The 24,279-nt window shown below is 69.5% G+C and carries 30 protein-coding genes; 13 read left to right on the top strand and 17 right to left on the bottom strand.

Going from position 1 to position 24,279, the window contains the following annotated elements; genetic code table 11:
* Positions 1 to 221 precede the first annotated feature (221 nt).
* The 7 genes from ACFE6Z_RS00835 to xseA are packed head-to-tail and all read right to left on the bottom strand — an operon-like array spanning position 222 to position 6,791.
* On the bottom strand, positions 222 to 878 hold the full coding sequence (locus ACFE6Z_RS00835; protein ID WP_375383801.1) for a response regulator transcription factor: 657 nt from the start codon (positions 876 to 878) through the stop codon (positions 222 to 224).
* Positions 875 to 2,395: an ATP-binding protein gene (locus ACFE6Z_RS00840; RefSeq protein WP_375383802.1), complete on the bottom strand. Its 1,521-nt coding sequence runs from the start codon at positions 2,393 to 2,395 to the stop codon at positions 875 to 877. Before ACFE6Z_RS00840 ends, ACFE6Z_RS00835 begins: the two co-directional genes overlap by 4 nt.
* Positions 2,396 to 2,433: 38 nt before the next feature.
* The gene (locus ACFE6Z_RS00845) at positions 2,434 to 3,828 is read right to left on the bottom strand and encodes a class II fumarate hydratase (RefSeq protein ID WP_375383803.1); all 1,395 of its coding nucleotides are present in this window, start codon (positions 3,826 to 3,828) and stop codon (positions 2,434 to 2,436) included.
* An 18-nt stretch (positions 3,829 to 3,846) separates the two neighbouring features.
* Positions 3,847 to 4,464 (bottom strand): carbonic anhydrase, encoded by a 618-nt coding sequence (locus tag ACFE6Z_RS00850; protein ID WP_375384620.1) that lies wholly within the window; start codon positions 4,462 to 4,464, stop codon positions 3,847 to 3,849.
* Between the two features lie 38 nt (positions 4,465 to 4,502).
* Positions 4,503 to 5,156: a DUF4245 family protein gene (locus ACFE6Z_RS00855; protein ID WP_375383804.1), complete on the bottom strand. Its 654-nt coding sequence runs from the start codon at positions 5,154 to 5,156 to the stop codon at positions 4,503 to 4,505.
* Positions 5,156 to 5,434, bottom strand: a complete 279-nt coding sequence (locus ACFE6Z_RS00860; protein WP_375383805.1) for an exodeoxyribonuclease VII small subunit — start codon at positions 5,432 to 5,434, stop codon at positions 5,156 to 5,158. Before ACFE6Z_RS00860 ends, ACFE6Z_RS00855 begins: the two co-directional genes overlap by 1 nt.
* A 10-nt stretch (positions 5,435 to 5,444) precedes the next feature.
* Complete coding sequence (gene xseA / locus ACFE6Z_RS00865) at positions 5,445 to 6,791, bottom strand: exodeoxyribonuclease VII large subunit (RefSeq protein WP_375383806.1); 1,347 nt, start codon at positions 6,789 to 6,791, stop codon at positions 5,445 to 5,447.
* A 119-nt stretch (positions 6,792 to 6,910) separates the two neighbouring features.
* Between xseA and ACFE6Z_RS00870 the strand changes: the two genes are divergently transcribed.
* The 5 genes from ACFE6Z_RS00870 to ACFE6Z_RS00890 all read left to right on the top strand — a co-directional run bounded on the left by ACFE6Z_RS00870 (position 6,911) and on the right by ACFE6Z_RS00890 (position 10,429).
* Positions 6,911 to 7,951 carry a 4-hydroxy-3-methylbut-2-enyl diphosphate reductase gene (locus ACFE6Z_RS00870; RefSeq protein WP_375384621.1) on the top strand — a complete coding sequence of 347 codons (1,041 nt, stop codon included), beginning with the start codon at positions 6,911 to 6,913 and terminating at the stop codon, positions 7,949 to 7,951.
* Positions 7,948 to 8,559: a DUF6264 family protein gene (locus tag ACFE6Z_RS00875; protein WP_375383807.1), complete on the top strand. Its 612-nt coding sequence runs from the start codon at positions 7,948 to 7,950 to the stop codon at positions 8,557 to 8,559. The genes ACFE6Z_RS00870 and ACFE6Z_RS00875 overlap by 4 nt, the downstream gene beginning before the upstream one ends.
* A 63-nt stretch (positions 8,560 to 8,622) precedes the next feature.
* The gene (locus ACFE6Z_RS00880) at positions 8,623 to 9,129 is read left to right on the top strand and encodes a sigma-70 family RNA polymerase sigma factor (RefSeq protein WP_375383808.1); all 507 of its coding nucleotides are present in this window, start codon (positions 8,623 to 8,625) and stop codon (positions 9,127 to 9,129) included.
* The gene (locus ACFE6Z_RS00885; protein WP_375383809.1) at positions 9,126 to 9,833 is read left to right on the top strand and encodes a zf-HC2 domain-containing protein; all 708 of its coding nucleotides are present in this window, start codon (positions 9,126 to 9,128) and stop codon (positions 9,831 to 9,833) included. Before ACFE6Z_RS00880 ends, ACFE6Z_RS00885 begins: the two co-directional genes overlap by 4 nt.
* 47 nt (positions 9,834 to 9,880) lie before the next feature.
* Positions 9,881 to 10,429 carry an MOSC domain-containing protein gene (locus ACFE6Z_RS00890; RefSeq protein WP_375383810.1) on the top strand — a complete coding sequence of 183 codons (549 nt, stop codon included), beginning with the start codon at positions 9,881 to 9,883 and terminating at the stop codon, positions 10,427 to 10,429.
* A gap of 79 nt (positions 10,430 to 10,508) precedes the next feature.
* On the opposite strand, the gene fbaA is transcribed toward ACFE6Z_RS00890, so the two are convergent.
* On the bottom strand, positions 10,509 to 11,537 hold the full coding sequence (gene fbaA / locus ACFE6Z_RS00895) for a class II fructose-bisphosphate aldolase (RefSeq protein ID WP_375383811.1): 1,029 nt from the start codon (positions 11,535 to 11,537) through the stop codon (positions 10,509 to 10,511).
* A 210-nt stretch (positions 11,538 to 11,747) separates the two neighbouring features.
* Here fbaA and glpX point away from each other — a divergent pair, with 210 nt between their 5' ends.
* Both glpX and ACFE6Z_RS00905 read left to right on the top strand, forming a co-directional pair.
* On the top strand, positions 11,748 to 12,737 hold the full coding sequence (glpX, locus tag ACFE6Z_RS00900) for a class II fructose-bisphosphatase (protein WP_375383812.1): 990 nt from the start codon (positions 11,748 to 11,750) through the stop codon (positions 12,735 to 12,737).
* 297 nt (positions 12,738 to 13,034) lie between these two features.
* Complete coding sequence (locus ACFE6Z_RS00905; protein ID WP_375383813.1) at positions 13,035 to 13,250, top strand: UDP-N-acetylmuramyl pentapeptide phosphotransferase; 216 nt, start codon at positions 13,035 to 13,037, stop codon at positions 13,248 to 13,250.
* 9 nt (positions 13,251 to 13,259) lie between these two features.
* Here the strand turns inward: ACFE6Z_RS00905 and ACFE6Z_RS00910 are convergent, their stop codons facing one another.
* The gene (locus tag ACFE6Z_RS00910; RefSeq protein WP_375383814.1) at positions 13,260 to 14,603 is read right to left on the bottom strand and encodes a DNA recombination protein RmuC; all 1,344 of its coding nucleotides are present in this window, start codon (positions 14,601 to 14,603) and stop codon (positions 13,260 to 13,262) included.
* A 60-nt stretch (positions 14,604 to 14,663) separates the two neighbouring features.
* Positions 14,664 to 15,278, bottom strand: coding sequence for a 3'-5' exonuclease (locus ACFE6Z_RS00915; protein ID WP_375383815.1), 615 nt, complete (start codon positions 15,276 to 15,278; stop codon positions 14,664 to 14,666).
* A gap of 82 nt (positions 15,279 to 15,360) precedes the next feature.
* On the opposite strand from ACFE6Z_RS00915, the gene ACFE6Z_RS00920 reads away from it, so the two are divergent.
* Genes ACFE6Z_RS00920 through ACFE6Z_RS00935 form a run of 4 tightly spaced genes read left to right on the top strand, consistent with a single transcriptional unit; the run spans position 15,361 to position 18,445 of the window.
* Positions 15,361 to 16,113, top strand: a complete 753-nt coding sequence (locus tag ACFE6Z_RS00920; protein ID WP_375383816.1) for a class I SAM-dependent methyltransferase — start codon at positions 15,361 to 15,363, stop codon at positions 16,111 to 16,113.
* Between the two features lie 10 nt (positions 16,114 to 16,123).
* Positions 16,124 to 16,738 (top strand): dihydrofolate reductase family protein, encoded by a 615-nt coding sequence (locus ACFE6Z_RS00925; RefSeq protein WP_375383817.1) that lies wholly within the window; start codon positions 16,124 to 16,126, stop codon positions 16,736 to 16,738.
* Between the two features lie 45 nt (positions 16,739 to 16,783).
* The gene (gene ychF / locus ACFE6Z_RS00930; RefSeq protein ID WP_375383818.1) at positions 16,784 to 17,857 is read left to right on the top strand and encodes a redox-regulated ATPase YchF; all 1,074 of its coding nucleotides are present in this window, start codon (positions 16,784 to 16,786) and stop codon (positions 17,855 to 17,857) included.
* Between the two features lie 24 nt (positions 17,858 to 17,881).
* Entirely contained in the window at positions 17,882 to 18,445 is a 564-nt protein-coding gene (locus ACFE6Z_RS00935; RefSeq protein ID WP_375383819.1) for an alpha/beta fold hydrolase, read from the top strand.
* Positions 18,446 to 18,454: 9 nt separating this feature from the next.
* On the opposite strand, the gene ACFE6Z_RS00940 is transcribed toward ACFE6Z_RS00935, so the two are convergent.
* Positions 18,455 to 19,339: a zinc-ribbon domain-containing protein gene (locus ACFE6Z_RS00940; RefSeq protein WP_375383820.1), complete on the bottom strand. Its 885-nt coding sequence runs from the start codon at positions 19,337 to 19,339 to the stop codon at positions 18,455 to 18,457.
* Between the two features lie 246 nt (positions 19,340 to 19,585).
* Between ACFE6Z_RS00940 and dinB the strand changes: the two genes are divergently transcribed.
* Positions 19,586 to 20,782 carry a DNA polymerase IV gene (gene dinB, locus ACFE6Z_RS00945; protein WP_375383821.1) on the top strand — a complete coding sequence of 399 codons (1,197 nt, stop codon included), beginning with the start codon at positions 19,586 to 19,588 and terminating at the stop codon, positions 20,780 to 20,782.
* Between the two features lie 78 nt (positions 20,783 to 20,860).
* Here dinB and ACFE6Z_RS00950 read toward each other — a convergent pair whose 3' ends face one another.
* Complete coding sequence (locus tag ACFE6Z_RS00950; RefSeq protein WP_375383822.1) at positions 20,861 to 21,229, bottom strand: VOC family protein; 369 nt, start codon at positions 21,227 to 21,229, stop codon at positions 20,861 to 20,863.
* A gap of 62 nt (positions 21,230 to 21,291) precedes the next feature.
* Between ACFE6Z_RS00950 and ACFE6Z_RS00955 the strand changes: the two genes are divergently transcribed.
* Entirely contained in the window at positions 21,292 to 21,753 is a 462-nt protein-coding gene (locus tag ACFE6Z_RS00955; protein ID WP_375383823.1) for a MarR family winged helix-turn-helix transcriptional regulator, read from the top strand.
* 6 nt (positions 21,754 to 21,759) lie between these two features.
* On the opposite strand, the gene ACFE6Z_RS00960 is transcribed toward ACFE6Z_RS00955, so the two are convergent.
* From ACFE6Z_RS00960 to ACFE6Z_RS00980, 5 genes are read right to left on the bottom strand one after another with little or no spacing between them, the layout of a single operon-like run.
* Entirely contained in the window at positions 21,760 to 22,380 is a 621-nt protein-coding gene (locus ACFE6Z_RS00960; protein WP_375383824.1) for a hypothetical protein, read from the bottom strand.
* 22 nt (positions 22,381 to 22,402) lie between these two features.
* On the bottom strand, positions 22,403 to 22,606 hold the full coding sequence (locus ACFE6Z_RS00965) for a hypothetical protein (protein WP_375383825.1): 204 nt from the start codon (positions 22,604 to 22,606) through the stop codon (positions 22,403 to 22,405).
* Positions 22,603 to 22,776 carry a hypothetical protein gene (locus ACFE6Z_RS00970; RefSeq protein WP_375383826.1) on the bottom strand — a complete coding sequence of 58 codons (174 nt, stop codon included), beginning with the start codon at positions 22,774 to 22,776 and terminating at the stop codon, positions 22,603 to 22,605. Before ACFE6Z_RS00970 ends, ACFE6Z_RS00965 begins: the two co-directional genes overlap by 4 nt.
* A 26-nt stretch (positions 22,777 to 22,802) precedes the next feature.
* A complete protein-coding gene (locus tag ACFE6Z_RS00975) occupies positions 22,803 to 23,630 on the bottom strand; it encodes a PIG-L deacetylase family protein (protein ID WP_375383827.1) in 828 nt (275 codons plus the stop codon).
* A gap of 33 nt (positions 23,631 to 23,663) precedes the next feature.
* Positions 23,664 to 24,200 carry a class I SAM-dependent methyltransferase gene (locus tag ACFE6Z_RS00980; RefSeq protein ID WP_375383828.1) on the bottom strand — a complete coding sequence of 179 codons (537 nt, stop codon included), beginning with the start codon at positions 24,198 to 24,200 and terminating at the stop codon, positions 23,664 to 23,666.
* Between the last annotated feature and the right edge of the window lie 79 nt (positions 24,201 to 24,279).

Raw genomic sequence — 24,279 nt, forward strand, 5'->3', positions numbered from 1 at the left:
CGCGGTGCGGCGGTGATCGAGTAGCGAGCTTGCGAGCGTATCGAGATCGCCCGGATCGACGCACGACGCAGGCTCTGCGGGTCTCGAGCCGGCGCTGGCGCGCCTACTCGACCTGCGCGGGGTCGCGGTGCGGCGGTGATCGAGTAGCGAGCTTGCGAGCGTATCGAGATCGCCCGGACCGATGTACGACGCAGGCTCAGCGGGATCTCGAGCCGGCCGAGTCAGTCCCAGCGGTAGCCGGTGCCGCGGATCGTTGTGATGTGCTGGGCGCCGAGCTTGCCGCGCAGGTAGCGCACGTACACGTCGACGACGTTCGACCCGGGGTCGAAATCCAACCCCCACACCGTGCTGAGGAGCTGCTCCCGGCTGAGCACGCGCCCCGGGTTGGAGAGGAACTGCTCGGCGAGTTCGAACTCGCGCGACGACAGATCGACCTCCCGACCGCCCACGGTGGCGCGTCGGCTCCGCACGTCGAGCGCGACCTCCCCCTGGGTGATGACGATCGCGGTGGTCGCGGTCGTCTCGCGCAGGCGTGAGCGGACCCTCGCCAGCAGCTCGTCGAACTTGAACGGCTTCGGGACGTAGTCGTTGGCTCCGGCATCCAGACCATCCACCGTGTCGCGGGTGCTGGTGCGCGCAGTGAGCATGATGACCGGGAGCGCTGACCCGCGGGCGCGCATCAGACGGAGAACGTCGAAGCCGTCCATCGTGGGCAGCCCGACGTCGAGCAGCACGAGATCGATGCTGCCGCCGAGCGCGATCTCGAGTGCGTCGGCGCCGTCCTCCACGATCGTCGTGGCGTATCCGGCCGACTCCAGGCCCCTGCGGATGAAGGCGGAGATGCTGCTCTCGTCTTCCGCGATGAGGATGCGCGTCATCCGGCGGCCTCTCGCTGCAGCACGACGTCGCCGGCGCGTACGGGGGCGGGAAGTGCGGTGGGCGCGCCGATCGGCACGTGGATGGTGAAGGTCGCGCCGCCTCCCTCGGTGTCGCCGACCGAGCAGCGACCGCCGTGGGCCTTCGTGATGGCATCCACGATCGCCAGGCCCAGACCCGAGCCGCCGATGGAGCGCTTGCCCTGCGCGCGGTCGAAACGCCGGAAGATGCGGTGGCGTGCGGCGGGAGGGATGCCGGGGCCGTGGTCGCGCACCCACAGCTGCGCCTCACCGGCGTCGATCGTGCTGCCGATCTCGATCGGCGAGCCGTCGGGCGTGTACTTCGCGGCGTTGTCGGCCAGCTGCAGCCAGGCCTGCAGGAGCCGGTCCTCGTCACCGGTGACCCGGGCCGAGCCCGTCTGGCGCACACTCCACTCGTGGCCGGGGATCACCGAGACCAGCTCGCTCACGCGATCGGTGAGTGCCTCCACCTCCACATCGGACATCGAGAACTGATCGCCTTCGACCGCGGCGAGCAGGTCGATGTCGTCGACGAGGCGGGTCATCCTGTCCAGTTCGGCGATCCCGATCTCACGCGTGGCCTGCACGTCGACCGCGTCACCCGGGTCCATCAGCTCCAGATGCCCGCGCACGATCGTGATGGGCGTCTTCAGCTCGTGCCGCACGTCGTCCAGGAGTTGTCGCTGCGTGTCGACCGAGCCCTCGAGCCGGTCGAGCATCGAGTTCACGGTGCGGGTGAGGTCGGTGATGTCGTCGTTACCCTGCGTGGGCAGTCGCGCGCCCAGTTCGGTGAGCGTGATGGAGTCGGCGGTGTCGCGCAGGCGACGCAGGGGCGAGAGCAGCCGCCCGGCGACGAACCAGCCGACGATACCGATCGCGACCAGCACGACGCCCGCGGCGATCCCGTAGGTGACGATCGAGAAGGTCACCGGTGCGAGCTCGGCGTCGAGGTCGACGGCTCGCAGGTACACGCCCTGCTGCGGATCGCCTGCCATCGTCACCGGAACGGCGATGTAGCGCAGCGAGCCCTGTTCGGTGACGGCGGTGCCGCGCACCGCCGTGCCCGAGGCGGTCGTCTCGGCGACGACGCGGTCGATGAGCGCCTGATCCTGCGAGATGTCGAATCCCGACAGGGTGCCCGGGCGGTAGCGGGCCTGCCCGTCGAGGATGCCGACCGATCCCTCGTTGCGCCCGGGAACGAGCCGCGCGACGGCCACCCGCAGGTACTCGACGACGGTGGTGTAGTCATCGACGTCGAGGTTGTCGGTGGCGGTGGGAGCACCCTCCGTCGTGGTTCCGGCGGAGTCGGTGTCGGTGCCCGCCACCGTGTTCAGGCTCGCGATCTGCGAGGTCAGGCGGTCATCGATCTCGGCCAGCACCCGCTCGCGCTGCACGAGGAACGTCACGCTGCCCACGATCGCCAGCCCGACGCACGCCACGGCGAGGATTGCCCCCAGGATCCGTACGCGCGCCGAGACAGTTCTTGGCCTGCGGCTCACCCCCCGATTATCACCCTTCCGGGCGCCGAGGGCCCTGCTTATCCGGGATGAGTCATCGAGAGCAGGTCGAGCTTCTCGTCGAGCTGCTCCGCCGTGAGCTCGCCGCGCTCGACGTAGCCGAGATCGATCACGGCCTCGCGCACGGTGATTCCCTTCGCGACCGCGTGCTTGGCGATCTTCGCCGCGGCCTCGTACCCGATCAGCTTGTTGAGGGGCGTGACGATCGACGGCGACATCCCGGCGAACGCCGCCGCCCGCTCGAGGTTGGCCTCGAGCCCGTCGATCGTCTTGTCGGCGAGGATCCGCATGGAGTTGGCGAGCAGCCGGATCGATTCGAGCAGCGCGGTTCCCATCACCGGGATCGCGACGTTCAGCTCGAACATCCCCGATGCGCCGGCCCACGCGACGGTCGCGTCGTTGCCGATCACGCGCGCACACACCATCAGGGTCGCCTCCGGCACGACGGGGTTGACCTTGCCGGGCATGATCGACGAGCCGGGCTGCAGGTCGGGGATGTGGAGTTCGCCGAGCCCGGTGTTCGGACCCGAGCCCATCCAGCGCAGGTCGTTGTTGATCTTGGTCAGCGATACGGCGATGGTGCGGAGGGCGCCGGATGCCTCGACCAGGCCGTCGCGGTTGGCCTGGGCTTCGAAGTGGTCCTTCGCCTCGGTGATCGGCAGCTCCGTCTCGGCCACGAGCAGCTCGATGACCTTCTGCGGGAAGCCCAGCGGGGTGTTGATCCCGGTGCCGACAGCCGTGCCGCCCAGCGGCACCTCTGCCACGCGGGGCAGCACCGCCTGCACGCGGTCGATCCCGAGCCGCATCTGGCGGGCGTAACCGCCGAACTCCTGACCCAGGGTCACCGGCGTCGCGTCCATGAGGTGCGTGCGTCCTGCCTTGACAGCATCCTTCCAGAGCACGGCCTTGGCCTCGAGGGCCACGGCCAGGTGGTCGAGGGCGGGGATCAGATCGTCGATCAGCGCTTGGGTGACCGCGACATGCACCGACGTCGGGAAGACGTCATTGGAGGACTGCGACGCATTCACATGGTCGTTCGGGTGGACCGGCGCCCCGAGCTTGCGTGAGGCGAGGGAGGCGAGCACCTCGTTGATGTTCATGTTCGACGACGTGCCGCTGCCGGTCTGGTAGACGTCGATCGGGAACTGGTCGAAGTAGCCACCGGCGACCACCTCATCGGCCGCGGAGGCGATCGCGTCCGCGACGTCGGCGCCCAGCACCCCGAGGTCTTTGTTCGCCAGCGCCGCGGCCTTCTTGATGCGGGCGAGGGCGACGATCTGCGCCGGGTCGAGGCTGTCGCCCGAGATCGGGAAGTTCTCCACCGCGCGCTGCGTCTGTGCGGCGTACAGAGCGTCCTTGGGTACGCGCACCTCGCCCATGGTGTCGTGCTCGATGCGGTACTCGATGTCGCTCACGTCTTCGTTCCTCCGGATTCAGGCGGACGCGTCGGTCGCGTCGCCCACGATGATGTCGGGCACGGCCGTGCCCTCGTCGAGTCGGTAGTTGGCTCCCACGATCGCGAGGCGACCCTCTGCGATCGCATCGCTGATCAATTCGGACGAGTGCAGCAGCTCGGCGACGGTGTCGCGCAGGTGCTCACGGCCCACCTGCTCGCCGTCGACCTCACCCGCCGGCACGCCGTTGGCAGTCCCCTCGCGGATGACCCGGCGCACAGCGGGCACGATCGGGGCGATCTGGCGCCAGATGTGCGGCGGCAAGTGGGGGGCATCGATCCGGGTGCTGTCGATCGCGGCGTTGACCGCACCGCATTCATCGTGCCCGAGGACCACGATCAGCGGCACCCCCAGCACGGCTACGGCGTACTCGAGGCTGCCCACCACGGAGTCGGAGATCACCTGGCCGGCGTTGCGCACGACGAACAGGTCGCCCAGCCCCATGTCGAAGATGATCTCGGCAGACAGACGTGAGTCCGAGCAGCCGAACAGCGCCGCACGGGGCTTCTGCCCCGCGGCGATCGACTGCCGTCGCTCGATGTCCTGACGCGGATGCTGGGGCGTGCCCTCGACGAACCTGAGGTTGCCGCTCAGCATGTCGGCCCATGCGGCACCGGGGGTGGGTCTGTCGTGGCTCAACGGCCGGCTCCATTCGTCTGTTCGCGCAGTGCGCGCACCTGGTCGGCAACACCCGCCGCCGCCGTGCGCATCGCCGCGTCGTCGGTCGAGCCGTAGATGAGGATCGTGTCGGGCCCGGCCTGAGTGCTCATCGCGGCAGACACGTTGCCCGCACGCGCCGGATCGGCGATCCGATAGGTGTCCCATACGATCCCGTCGACCGTCGTGTTCCCGTCGATCGACGCGCCGTTGAGCACCCGTGTCGGCCACGCCGGATCGGCGTCGAATCCCTGCGCGACCCGAAGGTACCCCTGCTCCGTATCGGGCACATAGACGATCGTCCACGCCGCCGTCGCATCGCCTTCGACCGCAGCCCGGTTCACGATCCACTCCTGCGGCACCTCGGGTGCGATCGTCGTGCGCTCCAGGCCCGAGCCGACGCTGGCCGCGACCGCGGCGACGTCGATCGGTGCAGGGGGAGCGGGGGTGCCGCGCGGCACGGCGAAGATGATCACGGCGACCACGGCGAGGGTGATCAGCAGTGCCGCGATCAGGTTGCGCGCGGTCTGGCTGGATCGGTACACGCGCGAGGATTCGGCCTTGCGCGCAGCGGTCTCGTCCGCGGTCTCGGGGCGACCGAGTTCGGCGACGATGCGTGGGCCGGATGCCATCACGCCCCCGCGCCCTGGGTCGTCGCGTTCTGAGGAGCCGCGGCGCCGCGCGCAGCATCCAGCCGCCTCTTCGCGCCGAGCAGCCAGTCCTCGCACCGGGCGGCCAGGGCCTCGCCGCGCTCCCAGAGCGCCAGCGATTCCTCGAGCGTGGGAGCGCCCTGCTCGAGTTCGGCCACCACGCGCACGAGCTCATCGCGCGCCTGCTCGAACGACAGCGTCGCGACCTCCGTGGAGGGCACCGTCGAGACCCCGGTACCGCCCTGGTCTGACCCGCTCATGTCTTCCATTCTAGGTCGGCTCCGGGACGGGCCCGACGGACGTCGCGCGCGGATCGGCGGCGGGATCGGGGGGATCGGATGCTGCCGATTCGGCCATCTCGCCTTCCGAGCGGGCGGCGAGCGACCCGCGCCCGACTGTGACGATGAGCCGCTCGCCGGCCGGAGCCTGGGCGGCATCGCGCACGATCGCGCCGCCGGCCAGGTGGGCGATCGCGTAGCCGCGCGCCAGCGTCGAGGCGGGTGAGAGGGCGCGCAGCGTCGAGCGCAGTTCCGACGTCCGCCGCTCCTGGGTATCCAGTCGGCGTTCGACCAGGTCTCGCCCGCGCACCACGAGCAGCCACAGCTGCTGCGCGCGCGCATCGACCATCGACGACGGGGCGCGCAGAGCCGGCCGCGAGCGCAGCTGCTCTAGCTGGGCCATATCGTGAGTGACACGCTGCGTCAGCCGTGACGTGAGGCGTGAGCGCAGCTGACCGACGAGGGCGCGCTGCTCCGCGACGTCGGGCACGACCCGCTTGGCCGCGTCCGAGGGCGTCGAGGCGCGCAGGTCTGCGACGTCGTCCAGGAGTGGATGGTCGTTCTCGTGGCCGATCGCGCTGACGACAGGAGTGGATGCCGCGGCCACGGCCCGCAGCATCCGCTCATCGCTGAAGCCGAGCAGGGTCTGCGGATCGCCGCCGCCGCGCGCGATGATGATCACGTCGACCTTCGGGTCGGCGTCGAGGGCAGCGAGCGCGCCGATCGTGTCGGGCACGCAGCGATCGCCTTGGACGGCGGCGTAGGCAGTGCGGAAGCGCACCTGCGGCCAGCGCAGCTCGGCGATGCGGTGGACGTCTTTCTCGGCATCGGACTTTTCACCCGTGATCAGGCCGATCACCCCGGGGAGGAACGGCAGCGGCTTCTTGCGTGCGCTGTCGAACAGCCCCTCCGCGCGCAGCTGGGCGCGCAGGCGCTCGAGCTTCTCGAGCTGATCGCCCAGCCCGACGTGCCGCATCGCCGAGACGGCGAAAGTGAAATCGCCGGATTTGACGAAGTAATCGGCCTTCACGCATGCGATGACGTGGTCGCCGAGCTTGAGGTCGTCCGGGAGGCGCTGGAGTGTGCTCGACCAGATCCGGAACGAGATCGTCGCGTCGCTGCCGGAATCCTTCATGCGGCCGAACACATTGCCGCCCCGCTGATTCCACGACGTGATCTCGCCTTCGACCCAGACCGATCCCCACTTCTCGACGAAGCCGCGGATGGTCTCGTTCAGGCGCGACACCGAGGTCGGCGCAGCCTGGCTCGAGTCGCGGGGGTGCACGGAATCGGGCGGGGGCGCCTGGCCGGGGGCGACGGCGGGCTCGAACGTCGTCATCGAGGCCTTTCGTGGTGGAGCCGCGGATGCGGGTGTACAGCGCCGGCCATTCGGCGGCGCTCAGCCCGAGCACGGGCAGGCCCCGTAGAATCGATGACGTGAGCACTCCGGCCGTCCGAATGCCCGTCCCCCGCGTTCCGCGGCGGCGCGAGCGCCTCCAGGATATCCCCGTGAACGGGCTCAAGAAGGTGCTGCTGGCCTCGCCCCGTGGATACTGTGCCGGTGTCGACCGCGCAGTGATCGCTGTGGAGAAGGCGCTGGAGCGCTTCGGCGCGCCGGTCTACGTGCGCAAGCAGATCGTCCACAACATCCACGTCGTCTCCGAACTCGAGCAGAAGGGCGCGATCTTCGTCGACGAGGTCGATGAGGTCCCGGAGGGGGCCCACGTCGTCTTCAGCGCTCACGGCGTCTCGCCTGCGGTCGTGCGTGCAGCATCCGATCGTGGTCTGCAGGCGATCGACGCGACCTGCCCGCTCGTCACGAAGGTGCACCGCGAGGCCGTGCGCTTCGCGCGCGACGACTTCGAGATCCTGCTGATCGGCCACGAAGGCCATGAAGAGGTCGAAGGGACGGCCGGCGAGGCACCCGAGCACGTGACGGTCGTGGGCTCGCCGGAGCACGCCGACACGATCGAGGTGAACGACCCGTCGAAGGTCGTCTGGCTCTCGCAGACCACGCTCTCGGTCGACGAGACGATGGAGACGGTGCGCCGCCTGCGCCTCCGCTTCCCCGAACTGCACGATCCGCCGTCGGATGACATCTGCTACGCGACGCAGAACCGTCAGGTCGCGATCAAGAAGGTGGCCAAGGATTCCGATCTGGTGATCGTCGTCGGTTCGGCCAACTCGTCCAACAGCGTGCGGCTCGTCGAGGTCGCCCTCGAGTACGGGGCCAAGGCCGCCTACCGGGTCGACTACGCAGACGAGATGCGGCAGGAGTGGCTCGACGGCGTCGAAACGGTCGGGGTCACCAGCGGCGCATCGGTTCCCGAGGTGCTCGTGCAGGAAGTGCTGGCCGAGCTCGCCGGTGCCGGGTACGGCTCGGTGCAGGAGATCCGGACGGCAGAGGAAGACCTGCTGTTCTCGCTCCCCAAGGAACTCAGGCAGGATTCCGCCGGTCGCCGCGACGAGCGTGCGCTCGGCGGCAGAGGCCGGGCATGAGCGAAGACACGACACGTGCGGAGGCCGCGCGCCCGCGGCCGGCGTACGGCGAATACGCGACCCCCGAGGAGCAACGGGCACGAATCCAGCAGCCCGACCTCACCTACGCGCTGGAGACCGGGCAGGATCCGGAGCGGGTCAAGTCCGCCCCGGGTGCCCCCGCCGAGCCGCATGCTCCGGCGCCCGACTGGGTGCCGCTCCCGCCGAACGTCGATGCCGCCGCCGCCTCACGCGCGGGCCGGCGACGTATCGACCTGACCGTGGCGATGGTGCTGCTCGGCTACGGGCTCGTGCAGGTCATCCTCACCAGCATCCAGACCCTGAACTTCTCGGCGTTCGCCCAGCAGTTCATGACCCTGGCCGGGATCAGCGGCGACTTCACCAACGTCGATCAGGGACGCACGTGGGGATGGATCGGCGCGATCGCGTTCTCCGTCGGCTGGATCCTGACCGCGATGATCGTGTTCCTGCGCGCACGGCGCGGTCGCACGGTCTGGTGGGTTCCGCTCGTGGGCGCGGCGATCAGCTTCATCCTGCTGACGGTCTGCCTGATGGTTCCCCTGCTGAGCGACCCGGCGATCACGAGTTCACTGCTGCAGACGAGCTGAGCCCGCTCCGTCTGAACCGTTCGGGTCGGCGCGTCGTGTTCTCTGAGGAGAGGGGCGAAGCCGATGCCGCGCGACGATGATGAGCGTCTGGGCGCCCTCTTCGACGCGCACGCCGCGCCGGTGTGGCGTTACGTCGTGAGTCTCACCGGCGATCGCGCCGGCGCGGACGACGTCGTGCAGGAGACGCTGCTGCGCGCGTGGCGCAACCCGCGGATCCTCGCGCAGGAGCCCTCGACCATGCGGGCATGGATGATCACCGTCGCCCGGCACCTCGTGATCGACGAGGCGCGCAGCGCCCGCAAGAGGCATGAGCACTCCGTGGCGGAGCTGCCCGAGCGCGCCCGAGACGACGACACGGACGCGCTGTTTGAGCAGATCCTCATCGAGGAGGCGCTCGCGACGCTCAGCGCCGACCATCGCGCAGTCGTCGTCACCACGTACTTCGGCGGCCGCAGCGTCGCCCAGGCAGCGGCCGAGCTCGACATCCCCGAGGGCACCGTCAAATCGCGGCTGCACTACGGACTGCGGGCGCTGCGACTCGCACTGCAGGAAAGGGGGGTGACGCGATGAATCCGGATCACGCGCACTTCGCCGAATGGGATGCCGCCTATGTCATGGGCGCGCTCTCGAGCGCCGACCGGCGGGCATTCGAAGCGCACCTCGAGACGTGCGACGAGTGTCGTCACGCGATCGGAGATCTCGCGCCGACGGTCGGTCTGCTCTCGCGGGTCCCGGCCGCCCGCGCGCTGTCGCTCGCCGCAGGCGACGAGCCCGAAGGGCCGACGATCGCGCTGCGCGACGGCATCGCCTCGATGGCCCGCGCACGCGCGCGGCGTCGGCGCCGCGCGACGTGGTTCTCCCTCGCCGCTGCCGCGGTCGTCCTCGTGGTCGCCGCCGTGGCGATCCCCGTGACGATCTCGTCCCTCGACAGGCCCGCTCCGGCCTTCGCGCTCGAGGATGTGAGCGGTGCCCCGCTGGTGGCATCCGTGCGGCTCACGGATGTCGCGTGGGGGACGAAGATCGACATCGACTGCCGCTACACCGACGCCGCCGCACCCGGGTCGGGGGAGGGCAGGCCGTATGCGCTGGCGATCGTGGGCGCCGACGGCGAAGTCTCGACGGTGTCGACATGGCTCGCGCTGCCGGGCTCGACCGCGCGCCTGAGCGCGGGTACGGCGCTGGATGCAGCATCCATCCGCTCCGTCGAGATCCGCACCGTTACGGGCGGCAAGGTGCTCATGCGGTACGACCTGCCCGATACGCCGGGAGGGTGAGTCGCGCGCTCGCCGCGCGGACCCGAGTCGACACGTAATATGTCCGGATGCCGCATCTGGTCGCCGTCTGCATGGTCCATCAGCTGAAACCCGACGTGGGCAACGGCGTCACCGCCATCGACAAGCGCCCCGTAGCGGGGAAGGTGCGTATCGGCCCCTATGGTGTGCGAGGTGATGTCCAGGCCGACCGCAAGCATCACGGCGGACTCGACAAGGCGCTGTACGCCTATGCGTCGGAGGATGCCGCCTTCTGGGAGTCGGAGCTGGCGCGCGAGCTGTCGCCCGGATGGTTCGGCGAGAACCTGCGCACCGAGGGCATCGATGTCAATGCCGCTCTGATCGGCGAGCGATGGGCGATCGGCGAGCGGGTCATCGTCGAAGTGACGATGCCGCGCACGCCGTGCCAGACCTTCGCGCGGCGGGTAGGGGGCGCGGAGCAGCGCGGCTGGGTCAAGCGGTTCTCGAACGAGCGGCGGCTCGGTCCGTATCTGCGGGTCGTGCGCGGCGGATCGGTGCAAGCCGGCGATCCGATCGAGGTGCTTGCGCGCCCGGCAGGGGCGCCCGGACTGCTCGAGGTCTATCGCGACCCGGCCTGAAGGCGGGAAGGGCGGATGCCGCAGCATCCGCCCTTCTTACCGCTTGCTCAGTTTCAATACGGCGCTGGCGCGCCTCGCGTCATGAGGTCGACTGGCCCGCCGAGCCCAGCTGCCGCGTGGCCTGCACGACGCGCGCGGCCATCGCGGACTCCGCGACCTTGCCCCACGCACGGGGGTCGTAGGCCTTCTTGTTGCCGACGCCTCCGTCGACCTTCAGCACGCCGTCGTAGTTCGCGAACATGAAGCCGGCCACGGCCCGCGTGAAGGCGTACTGGGTGTCGGTGTCGATGTTCATCTTGACGACGCCGTTCCCCACCGCGAGGGCGATCTCGTCGTCGGTCGATCCGCTGCCGCCGTGGAAGACGAGGTCGAGCGGCTTCGGACCGGTTCCGAATTTGGCGGCGATGCCCTCCTGGATCTCGCCGAGCAGCTCGGGGCGCAGTTTGACGTTGCCCGGAGCGTAAACGCCGTGCACGTTGCCGAAGGTGAGTGCGGCGATCCAGCGACCCTGGTCGCCGAGACCGAGGCCCTCGACCGCTGCGGTCACGTCGCCGACCGTCGTGTACAGCGCTTCGTTCGAGCCCTCGTGCTGCACGCCGTCCTCTTCGCCGCCGACGACGCCGATCTCGACCTCGAGGATCGCGTTGATCGCTTTGAGGCGGGGGAGCAGCTCCTTCGCGATGTCGATGTTCTCGGCCAGCGGCACGGCCGAACCGTCCCACATGTGCGACTGGAAGATCGGCTGACCGCCGTCGGCGACGACCTTCTCGGACTCCGCGATCAGCGGCAGCACGAAGTCGGCCAGTGCGGGCTTGGGGCAGTGGTCGGTGTGCAGGGCGACGGTGATCGGGTAGCTCTTCGCGACCTCGTGCACGAACTTCGCGAAGGCGAGCGCACCGGTCGCGCGAGCCTTGACCGTGTGGCCCGCGAAGTAATCGGCGCCTCCGGTGGTGACCTGGATGATGCCGTCGGATCCGGCCTCGGTGAGGCCCTGCAGGATGGCGTTGACGCTCTGCGAGCTGGCGGCATTGAAGGCGGGGTAGGCGAAGCCGCCGGCCTTCGCGCGGTCCAGCATCTCGGCATACTGCTCGGGGGTGGCGACAGGCATGAGGTGCTCCCTTTGTCGTTGGAGGGGTTCACTGTCACTCTAGCGAAGGAGCCCCTCTCCGACCGCGAAAGGGACGGGCGGGGAAGGATGCTGCGCCCGGCGCCGCCGAGATGATCGCGGTTCTTCCTCCTCGGCAAGAACTGCGATTCCTTCGCGTCCGCGTGCGCGGTCGGCCGGCTTCGCGCGGAGCGCGCTGGATAGTCTGAGCGCATGGTGAGCATCTCCGGGGACTTGAGCCCTCTGCATCCCGACCGCAACCTCGCACTGGAGCTCGTGCGCGCGACCGAGGCCGCCGCGATCCGGGCGGTGCCGTTCATCGGCCGGGGCGACAAGCTCGCCGCCGACGGCGCGGCGGTGGACGCGATGCGCGCCTTCTTCAGCACCGTGGACTTCGACGGCACGATCGTGATCGGCGAGGGCGAGAAAGACAAGGCGCCCATGCTCTTCAACGGAGAGAAGGTGGGCAGCGGTCGCGGACCTGCCTGCGACGTCGCCGTCGACCCGATCGACGGGACCTCGCTGACCGCCGCGGGCCGTCAAAACGCGCTCTCGGTCATCGCCGTCTCCGACCGGGGCGCGATGCTCGACGCATCCAGCGTCTTCTACATGGACAAGCTGGTCACCGGCCCCGCGGGCCTCGGGGTCGTCGACATCCGACTGCCGATCGGCGAGAACATCCGCCTCCTCGCCAAGGCGCTCGGCAAGCCCGTCGACGAGATCGTCGTCTCGGTGCTGAACCGGCCGCGGCACGAGAAGCTCATCGCCGATATCCGCGCGGCGGGGGCGGGCACGCGACTCATGAGCGACGGCGATGTCGCCGGAGGTATCAACGCCGCCCGTCACAACGCCCGCACCGACATGTGCGCCGGGGTCGGGGGCAGCCCCGAGGGCATCGTCACCGCCTGCGCGATCAAGGCGCTCGGCGGCCACATCCAGGGCAGGCTGTGGACCCTCGACGATGACGAGGCGCAGAAGGGCAAAGACAAGGGGCTCAAGCTCGACGGCTACGTCTACGAGGCCGACGAGCTCGTCAAGGGCGACAACACGATCTTCGTGGCGACGGGCGTGACCGATGGCCAGCTGGTCGCGGGCGTGCGTCGGGAGGGCGAATACATCTACAGCGAGAGCGTCGTGCTGCGCGGTCGCTCGGGCACCCTGCGGCGCATCGTGTCGGAGCACCTGACCTCCAAATGGCTGTGACCCCCCGGTCGTAGATCGGACGGCGGGCGCCGGCCGATGGGGGGCGGGGTCCGTCTTTCGCTGCAGCTTCTTCGGTGATGCACGGAATTTCGGAGGGGTCCGCGCGCGATCCGCCCGAAGAACCGCAGATCTCCGAAACTGCGGCGTGACACTGTCGGTGCGGCGGGCCCCGGTGGCGCGCCGAGACGCGAATAGCCATTGTGATGCGGATGTGACACCCGTATTCGGCCTGGTCTGGCAGAATCGACTGCGGAGTCGACGCTGACTCAGAGAATTCTGAGACCGAGGAGATGCACGATGTCCGCACCCGCACCGACGAGCAGCTCCGCTCCGCAGACAGGGGCGCAGGCCGTCATCGCGGATGCCGTCGACCCCGCCCGTCGCCCCGACGTCCTGTTCCGCATACGGCGCGACGAAGGCCACCAGCCCAGCGCGTGGTGGATGATCGGCGCCTTCGTCGGCGTCTCGGCCGCGGTGATCGCGCTCCTCAGCTTCGTTCCCGGCGGCGCCTGATTCCCGAGCTCACTCGCCGGAGGGCGTGAGCCTTTCGCGCAACGCCCCGACGTCGGCCGTGAGCGAGTCGGCTCCGGACTCCGCCTCACTGCCGCGCGCATCGACGTCTGCGAAGCCGTCGAGCGTGTCGAAGCCCTCGAGCAGCTCGGGGGCCGTCATCCGGCGACCGGCCGCCTCGATGACCGCCGGCGCGGCGACGGCGTCGAGCTTGGTCGCATCGATGCCCGGAAACTTCCGTGCCGTCACCAGCACGCGCGACTCGAGCGAGCCGACGAACTTGTTGTAGCTGTCGACCGTGCGCTCCAGCGCTCGCCGCAGATCGTCGGCGTGACCAGCAAGCCCGCCCAGCCGCTCGAACAGCTGCGTGCCGAGCGCGAGCAGCTCGCGCGCCTCCTGAGACACGTCCTGCTGCGTCCAGGTGAAGGCTACGGTCTTCAGCACCGCCCAGAGGTTCACCGGTGACGCCAGGGCGACGCGCTTGCCGAACGCGTAATCGAGGAGTGCGGGGTCTTCCTCGAGCGCCGCGGCCAGCAGTGACTCGCTCGGGATGAAGCACACCACGAACTCGGGGCTGGAGGCCAGCCCCGCCCAGTACGTCTTCCTCGCCAGGGCGTCGACGTGCGCCCGTACGGCCTTCACGTGGCGGCCGAGCAGCGCGCGGCGTCGCGCGCCCTCCTCGCCCTGCGCCGTGAGGGGGATCGCGGATGCCTCGAGGTAGGCGTCCAGCGGCACCTTCGCATCGACGGCGAGAGCCTTGTCGCCGGGGAGGCGGATGACCATGTCGGGGCGGCCGGCTCCAGCATCCGTCACCACCGCGCTCTGCGTGTCGAAGTCGACGTACCGGGTGAGCCCGGCGGCCTCCACGACGCGGCGCAGCTGAGTCTCGCCCCATACGCCGCGCGTGGCGCCCGAGCGCAGCGCGCTCGCGAGCGACTCGGTCGTCGCGCGCAGCGCCTCGCCCGACTCGTTCGCATGCCGGAGCTGCTCGGCGACCGCGCCGAACTGCGTGTGCCGGTCGCGTTCGAGGTCGTCGACCTTGAGCTGCATCGTCCGCAGCGAATCCTGCACCGGCGCGAGGGCACGGAGCACCGCCTGCTCACGCCGCTCCCGCTCCTCGCGGGCGGCCTGGTCGGCGCGTGCCTGCCCGGACAGCTCGCGGTAGAGCGCGATCTGCCGATCGAGGTCGGCGCGCAGGGCGTGGCCTGCCGCGTCCGAAGCCGCCAGCCGGGCCGTCAGCTCGCTGCGCTCGCGATGGGATCGCGCGGCCGCTCGCGCGAGCCCTGCGAACCAGCCCGCGAAGATCCCGGCGGCCAGGCAACCCAGGGCGAGCAGCGAGACGAAGAGTGCATCCATGTGCTCAGGATGCCGCGACCCGCCGACATCGCCGGTCGACCCGCCGAAGAGCGGGAGGCCTCAGGCGACGGCGAGCACGAGTTCAGCCGGCGTCTCCGCCGGTATGCGCGACGGGATCTGCGAAATCCGCACGCCGGACAGCTCCGCGAGGCAGGCGATGTCGGTCGCACCCACGATGGTCGCCGCGTCGATCATGATGTGCGCGCACGCCAGCGCATCGGCGATCGGGTCGTGGTGGGGGAACTCGAGGAATCCGGCCGCAGCGGCCACGGACGGGAGGCGATACGAATCGAGTACGTACGTCTTGCGCGCCACCTGCAGGCTGCACACGTAGCGGTACGGCGGGCACTGGTCGCCCGTTGCCTCGCACGCGCGCCGCAGCACCATCATGTCGAAGCCGGCGTTGTGCGCCACGAGCACGTCGGCACCGGCGAAAGCCGTGATGTCGTCGAGCTGCTCGGTCCAGCGCTTCGCGCCGGCGACGTCCTCCGCGCGCAGCCCGTGGATGCCCGTGTTGAGCTCGAAGAACACGTCGTGTCCGGGCGGGGGCTGGATCAGCCATCCCGCCTTCGCGACCACCTGGCCGTCGCGGACCCGCGTGAGCCCGACCGCGCAGGCCGAAGCATTGCTGGAGTTGGCCGTCTCGAAGTCGATCGCGGTGAAATCCAGGGGCACGCATCGAGCCTCACTCGCGCGCGCCGGTGCGCGGCGGAGGCGCGCCGGGCGGATGGAACGCCGAACATCATAGGCTCGACGCATGGCGAGCCGCGATGACATGTCGACCTCGTTCGGGCGGATGGTCGGCGAGTACGAGGCGGGCAGGCCCGGCTACCCGCTCGAAGCCGTGGAATGGATGCTGGAGCCCGTCGCGACCGCGGCACCGCCGCTGCGCGTGGCCGATGTGGGCGCGGGCACCGGCAAGCTCACCCGCGTCCTCGCCGAGTTCGGCGCCGACGTGATCGCCGTCGATCCGGACGCCGACATGCTCGCGGCGCTCCGCGCCGAGCATCCCGCCGTTCCGGCGCTCGCCGGCACCGCCGAGCGTCTGCCGGTGCCAGATGCGTCACTGGACGCGGTCGTGCTCGGCCAGGCGTGGCACTGGGTCGAGCCCGTCGCGGGGTCGGTCGAGGTCGCCCGCGCGCTGCGGCCGGGTGGCGCGCTGGGTCTCGTCTGGAACATCCGCGACGACCGTGCGCCGTGGGTCGCGCGCATGACCGAGATCATGCACCAGAGCAACGCGGAGATCATGATCGCCGAGGGCGGTCCGCGCGTCGCGGAGCCGTTCGGAGCGCTGGCGGAGGCGCGGTTCGAGTGGTCGCGGCCCATGACCGCCGATCGGCTGCTCGCGATGGCCCGCTCGCGCAGTTATCTCATCACCGCCGCGCCCGAAGACCGGGCTCGAATCGAGGGAGATCTGCTCGACCTGTTCGGGCAGCTGCCCGAGCTCGCCGGCGGCGGCCAGATCGAGCTTCCCTACGTGACACGGGCGTTCCGCACGATTCGGCCATAACCTGGGGCGCATGCGCACGCTGACCGTCTGCAACTTCGTCACCGTCGACGGAAAGTACGAAGACGACGACCACGACATCGCGTCGTTCTTCGAGCACCAGCATCCCGACTATGCGGGTGCCGATTCGTTCGACTTCCATGCCACGAGGCTGCTCCGCGAATCCGACACGGTGCTGCTGTCGGGCAAGAGATCGACGCTGGGCAACCTCGGATACTGGTCGAGCGTGCCGGATGACCCGGATGCGACGCCCATCCGCCGCGAGTTCGCCGAGCTGTTCCTCGGCGCCCGGAAGATCGTCGTGTCCGACACGATCACCGAGGCCGACCTCGAGCCGTACGCGAACACCCGCATCGTGCCGGTCGCCGAAGCACGGGCCGAGGTGGCGGCGCTCAAACAGGGCGAGGGGCGCGGCATCCTGATCCTCCTCGGCCGACTGCTCTGGAACGATCTGATGCGGGCGGGGCTCGTCGACGAGCTGCACCTCGTGACGTTCCCGCTGATCGGCGGCGGGGGAGTGTCGCTGTTCGACGATCGGCCGGCCGTGGCGCTCAAGCTCCTCGGCACGCAGGTGTGGCCAGAGTCGGGCAACGTGCTCATGCGGTGGCACGTCGACCCCGACGGGTAGTCCTCGCCCGGGAGGCCGCACCCCGCCCACGTAGACTGGATGCCCGTGGCTCTCACTATCGGCATCGTCGGCCTGCCCAACGTCGGCAAGTCCACCCTGTTCAATGCGCTCACCAAGAACGACGTGCTCGCGGCGAACTATCCGTTCGCGACGATCGAGCCCAACGTCGGTGTCGTGAACCTCCCAGACCCGCGGCTGAACGCGCTCGCCGAGGTGTTCCACTCCGAGCGGATCCTGCCGGCGACCGTGTCGTTCGTCGACATCGCCGGGATCGTCCGCGGCGCGAGCGAAGGGGAGGGACTGGGCAACCAGTTCCTCGCCAACATCCGCGAGGCCGATGCGATCGCCCAGGTCGTGCGCGGATTCACCGACGACGACGTCGTGCACGTCGAGGGCGGCGTCAACCCCAAGAACGATCTCGAGACGATCAACGCCGAGCTCATGCTCGCCGACCTCCAGACCCTGGAGCGCGCGATCCCGCGGCTCGAGAAGGAGATCAAGGGCAAGAAGACCGACCCGGCGGTGCTCGAGGCGGCGGTGGCCGCCAAGGATGCGCTGGAGCGCGGCATCCTCCTGTCGCATTCGAACATCGATCTCGATGCCATCAGAGAACTCGGGCTGCTCACCGCCAAGCCCTACATCTATGTCTTCAACGTCGACGAGGCGGTGTTGACGGATGCTGCCGCCAAGGCGTCGCTCGAAGCGCTCGTCGCGCCCGCGCACGCGGTGTTCCTCGACGCGAAGATCGAGTCGGAGCTCATCGACCTCGACCCCGAGGACGCCGCGGAACTGCTCGCCTCGACCGGCCAGGACGAATCAGGGCTCGATCAGCTCGCCCGGATCGGCTTCGACACGCTCGGACTCCAGACCTACCTCACGGCGGGGCCGAAAGAGGCGCGCGCGTGGACGATCGGCAAGGGCTGGAAGGCGCCGCAGGCGGCCGGTGTGATCCACACCGACTTCGAGAAGGGCTTCATCAAGGCCGAGGTGATCTCGTTCGCCGACCTGATCGACGCCGGCTCGATCGTCGAGGCCCGCTCGCGCGGCAAGGCGCGCCTCGAAGGCAAGGACTACGTGATGCGCGACGGCGATGTCGTGGAGTTCCGCTTCAACAACTGACCCGCCTGGAGAGGACTCCCGGAGATGACCGACACCCAGATCTTCGAGCCCGAAGCCCGCGCCATCCCGTTCGCCGTGGAGGGAGAGGGGCCTGTCTCGCTCGTGCTCCTGTCCGAGGGCGACCTCGGCGGTGACGGCCTGAGCGTGATCTCGCATTACCTCGTCGAAGAGGCCGGATTCCATGTCGTGCGGATCGGTTCGCGGGGCGAGCTCGCCGACCTCGATGAGCGCGTAGAGGATGTCGTCGCGGTCTTGGACCACGTGGGCCTCGAGCACACCTGGATCGGCGGATATCGAGGCGGCCGCAACGTCGCCGGCGCCTTCGCCGCCTCGCACACCGATCGATCCAACGGACTCCTGCTGCTCGGCGTCGAAGAGGATCAGCTCGCGCTCGCACCGCTCATTCCGGTGCTCATCATCCAGGGAGCAGACGACGATGTCACCCCGCCGGCGCACGGCGAGCGGCTGCAGGCGACCGCTCCCGAGCGGGCCAGCGTCAAGAACCTCGACGGGGCGGGTCACGACTTCCCGCTGACGCACCCGATCCAGACCGCGTTCATCATCGAGGAATACCTCGATTGGGACTGACTCGCGTACTCATGTGAGATAGGCATCGACGAACAGCGGACCGCGGACGGCGCGCAGGGTGTCGATCAGTCGATCGAGTGCTTTCCGGTTCCATTGCGCGAGCTGCAGGTCGAACGGTCCGATCGGTTCGAGCTTCCCGGTGCGGAGGCGGACGACCTCCCAGCGGGCGCTCCGAAGGGCGCGGTCCTTTCGGCGATCGGTCGCCTCGCGCGTGCCGACGTGCTCGAGGCCGTGCCGCCCGATGCTGTCGTACTCGATCGCGATGCGCAGCTCGGGAAACACGATGTCGGGCCACACTTCGATGTGCTGGAAGAACGGCCTGGCGACGCGCACCGCGTTCAGTCCTGGAGTGACCGATAGGCGCGCGAACAGATCGGCTCGCACCCGGGCCTCGACGGCGGACGCCGGCTTCGGAGCGCATTCGCTCAGGAACGGCTCGCCGGTCGGCAGGTCGGGCGTCTTCGGGCAGAGCGTCACGGGCGGCTGGCGGCGGCGGCGCGCGCGGAGCGGCGGAGAGGATGCTGCGCCCGCCGCCTGCGGCGGCGCGCCTGGCAGAGTCACGGCGTCGCGCATCGGCAGGGCGATCGCGGGGCGCGCGAGCTCGGAGCACTCGGGGCACCAGGCTGAACGTCGACGCTCCCGGCCAGGCCTCGAGCGCTGCTCGCCGGGCGTGGCGGCGAACCGGTGCCCCGCCTCGCACTGCCAGAGCAGCAGCACATCGGCCGCCGGCGGGATCTGGCTGAGGCTGATTCCGGCGTTGAGATCGGGGTGATACTGCCGGACGAGCGCGGGGAACGCCGCCCACGCCGCGCGATACGCTCCCACGGCGTAGGGAGTCTCGGTGCCACGCGAGAACTGGCGCCGTGCCCACCACAGCTGAATGCGTTCCGGCATGCCAGGAGGGTAGACGCATCCCTCGACACTCCCGGCGCACCGCTCCCGCACCGCCGCACCGCCCGAGAAACCACATCGCGGTCGACACATCACGCGGCGCGATGCGTCTCGGCGCGAATCCGGTTTCTCACCGCGAGCGACGGTCGCGGAGCCGGCGGCGTCGGGCTGGATGTCGCCGGTGCGTGCGACGATCCGCGGGACGGATCATCCGCGGAACGGGTGATCGGGCCGTAGGAGGGAGGCGCGATGCGGGATGAGGCAACGGTGCTGCACGCCGACCTCGACGCGTTCTACGCGTCGGTCGAGCAGCGCGATGCGCCGGCGCTGCGCGGTCGGCCCGTCATCGTGGGCGCAGGAGTGGTGCTGGCGGCGAGCTACGAGGCGAAGGCCCGCGGGGTGCGCACCGCGATGGGCGGCCGGCAGGCGCGGGAACTGTGTCCGGATGCTGTCATCGTCCCCCCGCGCATGGAGGCGTACTCGGCGGCCAGTCGCGATGTGTTCGCGATCTTCCGGGATACGACACCGCTCGTCGAGGGCCTCTCGATCGACGAGGCCTTCCTCGAGGTCGGCGGTCTCCGGCGCATCGCGGGAACGCCCGAGCAGGTCGCAGTGCGTCTGCGCGAGCGCGTGCGCGCCGAGGTCGGCCTCGCCATCTCGGTCGGGGTCGCGCGCACGAAGTTCCTGGCGAAGGTCGCCAGTGCGGTCAGCAAGCCCGACGGACTGCTCGTAGTCGAGCCCGACCGCGAGCAGGAGTTCCTGCTGCCCCTCCCGGTCGAGCGGCTGTGGGGGGTCGGGGCCGCCACGGCCGAGAGGCTCCACGGGCTCGGCATCCGCACCGTGGGTCAGCTGGCGGAGCTGGAGGCCGCCACCGCCGAGAGGCTGCTGGGCAAGGCGAACGGCGCGCACCTGCACGCCTTGGCGCGCCTGCGCGATCCGCGTCCGGTCGACACCACCCGCCGCCGCGGGTCGATCGGTTCGCAACGAGCGCTCGGCAACCGGCCGCGCACGGCCGACGAACTCGACCTGTTCCTCACGCAGATCGTCGACCGCCTTGCACGCCGTCTGCGCGAGCACGATCGCGTGTGCCGCACGGTGGTGCTGCGGCTCCGCTTCGGCGACTACGCGAAAGCCACCCGATCGCACACCGTCCGCTTTCCGACCGATCGCACTGCGCTCCTGCTCAGCGTCGCCCGCGGGCTCCTCGCTGCGGCGCAGCCCGAGATCGCGGGGCGGGGCATCACTCTCATCGGCGTCTCGCTGTCGCAGCTGGGCCGGGTCGACAGCATCCAACAAGAACTACCCATCGATTGGGATGACGGCGCCCGGCTCGACACGGTGCTGGACGCAGTGCGCGATCGCTTCGGCGCCACCTCGGTCGCCCGGGCGACTCAGCTCGGCCGGGATCCGGGTTGGTCGACGCCGCTCCTGCCGGAACACGAGTGACCCGTGACCGGCCTCGGACTCAGCGCCGATCGCTCGGTACGCGACACCGTAGTCACGCCGTCGACGATCGCGCCAGCCTCAGGCGCGGTCGTGGAGGGTGATCCTGTAGCCGTCGGGGTCGGCGAACGTGAACGTGCGCCCGAAGGGTCCGTCGATCGGCTCTGAGACGATCTCGTGGCCGTCCGAGACTAGAACGTCGTGGATCGCCTGGACGTCGGTGGCGTGCAGCCAGATCGCCGCGCCGATCCCGGGGTAGTCGCCGGAGGCGATATCCGTCTCGGTGACGATGTCGCGCAGCGCGAACGTGATCGGCGTCGTCTGGAAGACGACGGCGTGGGGCGGACCCGCGGGGGCGCGGACCAGTCCGAGGTACTTCTCGTAGAACGCCTGCGATGCGGACAGGTCGCGAGCCTGGAGGGAGATGAAGTCGGGGCCGGTGGCGGGCATGGTGATACTCCTCATTCTATGTCAGTTTTCTGACACTCTCCAATGTATGTCAGAATACTGACATGAGTCAACACGACGTCGGGATCGACCTCACCACGTCGCTCGGCTACCTCCTCAAAGAGGCTTCCAGTGCCCTGCGTGCGGCCATGGACGCGGTGCTGAAGCCGCTCGGGCTCACTGTCACCCAGTACTCGTGTCTCGAGTTGCTCGCGCAGCGCCCCGGTCTGTCCAACTCCGATCTCGCCCGCGGTGCGTTCGTGACGCGCCAGTCGATGAACGTACTGCTGCAGGCGTTCGAGCAAGACGGCTATGTGTCTCGGCCGTCGGAGGCACCCGTGGGCAAGGTCCTTCCCACGCAGCTCACGCCACGCGGCCGTGGGGTGCTCGAGAAGGCGAGCGCCGCAGTGCGATCCGTGGAGGTTGGGATGCTGGACGGAGTCACCGCAGACGAGCAGGCGGCGGCGCGCAGCATCCTGCACCGCATGATCGACTCCTTGCGCGTCGATGGGGCCGCCCCGAGGTGAGGCCAGTCAGGTGGAGGGGTAGACCTGCACCGACGACGCGTGGTGGGTGGTGGCGAGGACGAGGGCGAGCACGCCGAGCCCGAGCGTGCCCGCGAGGAAGCCGAGCATCCCGAGGAGTGTCAAGAGGCCGACCATGGCCTGGATCCCCGACGTGTCGGTCCCTACGGCCACCGCCTGCGGCAGTGCCCACACGATCGCCTGCGCTGCCAGCACCCAGAGCGGCGCCCACCGCCATCTGTTCGGCACCGTTCCGGCCCTCGCGATCTGCACTGCGGCGACGAGCGCTGCGGCCACCGGCACGAGAATGCTGAGATAGCCCAACACGATCCATCCGGCACCGGGAGACTGGCCAGGGTCGAGCAGCATCCACAGCAACGTGGTGCTGATCGGCCAGAGTGCGAGTACGACCATCGCGGTCACGCCGAAGGGCTTTCGAGCCACGACGCTCTCCGCAGGGCTCAGACCGATCGCGAACACCACGATCGCGGCGCCCCAGCACAGGTCCGCGACGATCTTCACCGCGCTCGCGCCCGGGGTGGCGGCCATCGCGCTCTGCAGCATCCCCGCCACTGCGCAGCCGATGAGTCCGACGCCCCCGATCAGCCAGGTCTGGTTACGACGATGCATGGCTCGAGGCTACCTGCCAGCGTCACGGAGCGGGGAGTGCGGAATGCCGGCTGTGGTCTTCCACGTCGGGTTCGGCGCGCAGGAGGTCGGCGGCGGTCTCCTCCGGCCGTGGGGCGACGTTCTCGTCGTCCTCCAACTCGGGGATGCTCGGCTCACCCGGGCCCGGAATGTGCTCGTGGGAGGCGTGTCCGTCGTGAGCAGATTCGGGCGCCGGTTCGTTCGTCATGCCCCCGGTACTTCGCTGTCGATCACGCCGATACCCACGGCTTCATGATCGGGATGCTCGTCCGCGCCACCGCCCTTCGGCTCCTGCCCGGGCTCCTTCTCCGTGCTCGGTTCTTCGAGCACCTCGGTCGGTGGCTCGTCGGATGCCTGGTCGTGCGGTTCGCTCGTCATCTCATCGCTCCTCGTTCGGTGGGTGATCATTGCTGCGGGTGCGGCCCGAGCTCGCTGTGGGGCACGAGGTATTCGCGCTGCAGCCACTCGCCGAATCCGCGGACGCCCAGGTAGTCGCGAACCGCTTCGCGCGCGACCACAGGGTCGTTCGCCCCGTACGCGGCGAACGCCGTCAGCTTGCGGTCGAGCAGGATGGGGTCGATGTTGGCGGGGCGCCGCGCGCCGGGGTAGCCGATCGCGTAGCGGACCTTCTCGGCCGGAATGACGCCGGCCTCGACGACCGAGGCGACGACGCGCCCCACGGTCTGGTGATCGGGATGATCGTCTCCGTCGACATCCTCGAACCCGGGATAGTTGGCGATCACGATCGTCGGGTCGTGGAGTGCCACGAGCTCGGCGACGGTGCTGCGCAACTGCTCCAGCGTGACCGACTGCTCATCGTCTATCGTCCGGATCGCGGGGAGCTCGCCGCTCAGGAGCTTCGGCAGGCTGTGCCACCCGGTGACCGCGTAGCCACCGCCGCGCAGCCCGCCGTCGGGCAGTCGCAGGAAGGACAGCGAGATCCGATCGTCGCCATCCGGGCGGGTGACCGTGACCGTCAGACCGCTGGAGAGCACGACTGTCTCGTCCGACCACGCGCCCGACCCGCCGCGCATCGTGTCGTAGGCCGCACGGATGCCTCGCTCCCGGCCGTCGGCATACTCGGACACGCCCTTGCCCGCGTCGGAGCCGGTGAAGAAGAAGGTATGGGCGCGGTGCCCGTCGGCGAGGGCCTGCAGGAGCGTGGGATTGGCGAAGACCAGGTCGTCGTCGTAGTGCGCCCAGAACATCGCGATCGTCTCGATCTGATGCACGACCTGAGTATCGGGATCGGTCGGTGCCACGGTTCAGCGCTTCCGGAAGAAGTCGAAACGGTGACCGTATGCCGTCTCGGGAATGAAGTGGTCGGCCTGTACCGGTGGGAAGATCTCGCGGCGGAAACGTCGGGCGAACTGCTCGTCGAGATCGGGCACGCGGTGCCCCTCGACGTCGTTCCAGCCCACCACGAGCCACCCGTCAGCACGAAGCACATCGGCGCACGCGTCCAGAGCCTGCTCGACGTCGGCCGGGGTGTTGACGCCCCACCCGATCACCCCGTTGCATACGACGAGGTCGAACGTCTCAGGGTCGAATTCATCGGTGAGCCTCGTGGCCGAGACGGTGCGGTGGTTGGGGCCGGCGATCTGCGTCTTCTCGGGATCGATGTCGACGGTCCAGTACTGCACGCCCTTGTACAGCCGGGGGTATGAGCGGGTATACCAGGCGATGCCGAGGTCGAGAACGCGCCGGATCCCGCTGTCGGCGAGGAAGAACGGAACCACGACATCCTCGAGGAACACGCGATCGGTGGTCGCCAGGCGCCAGCGCCCGTTCTTCCACCGCATCTTGCTTCGGAGCCGGATGCTCCGGGGAACGAGCCTCTTCAGATTAAGTGGGGACATGCCTCAGTTTCGGAGAATCCTT

It is taken from the genome of uncultured Microbacterium sp. (assembly GCF_964244775.1).
Taxonomy (GTDB): Bacteria; Actinomycetota; Actinomycetes; order Actinomycetales; family Microbacteriaceae; genus Microbacterium.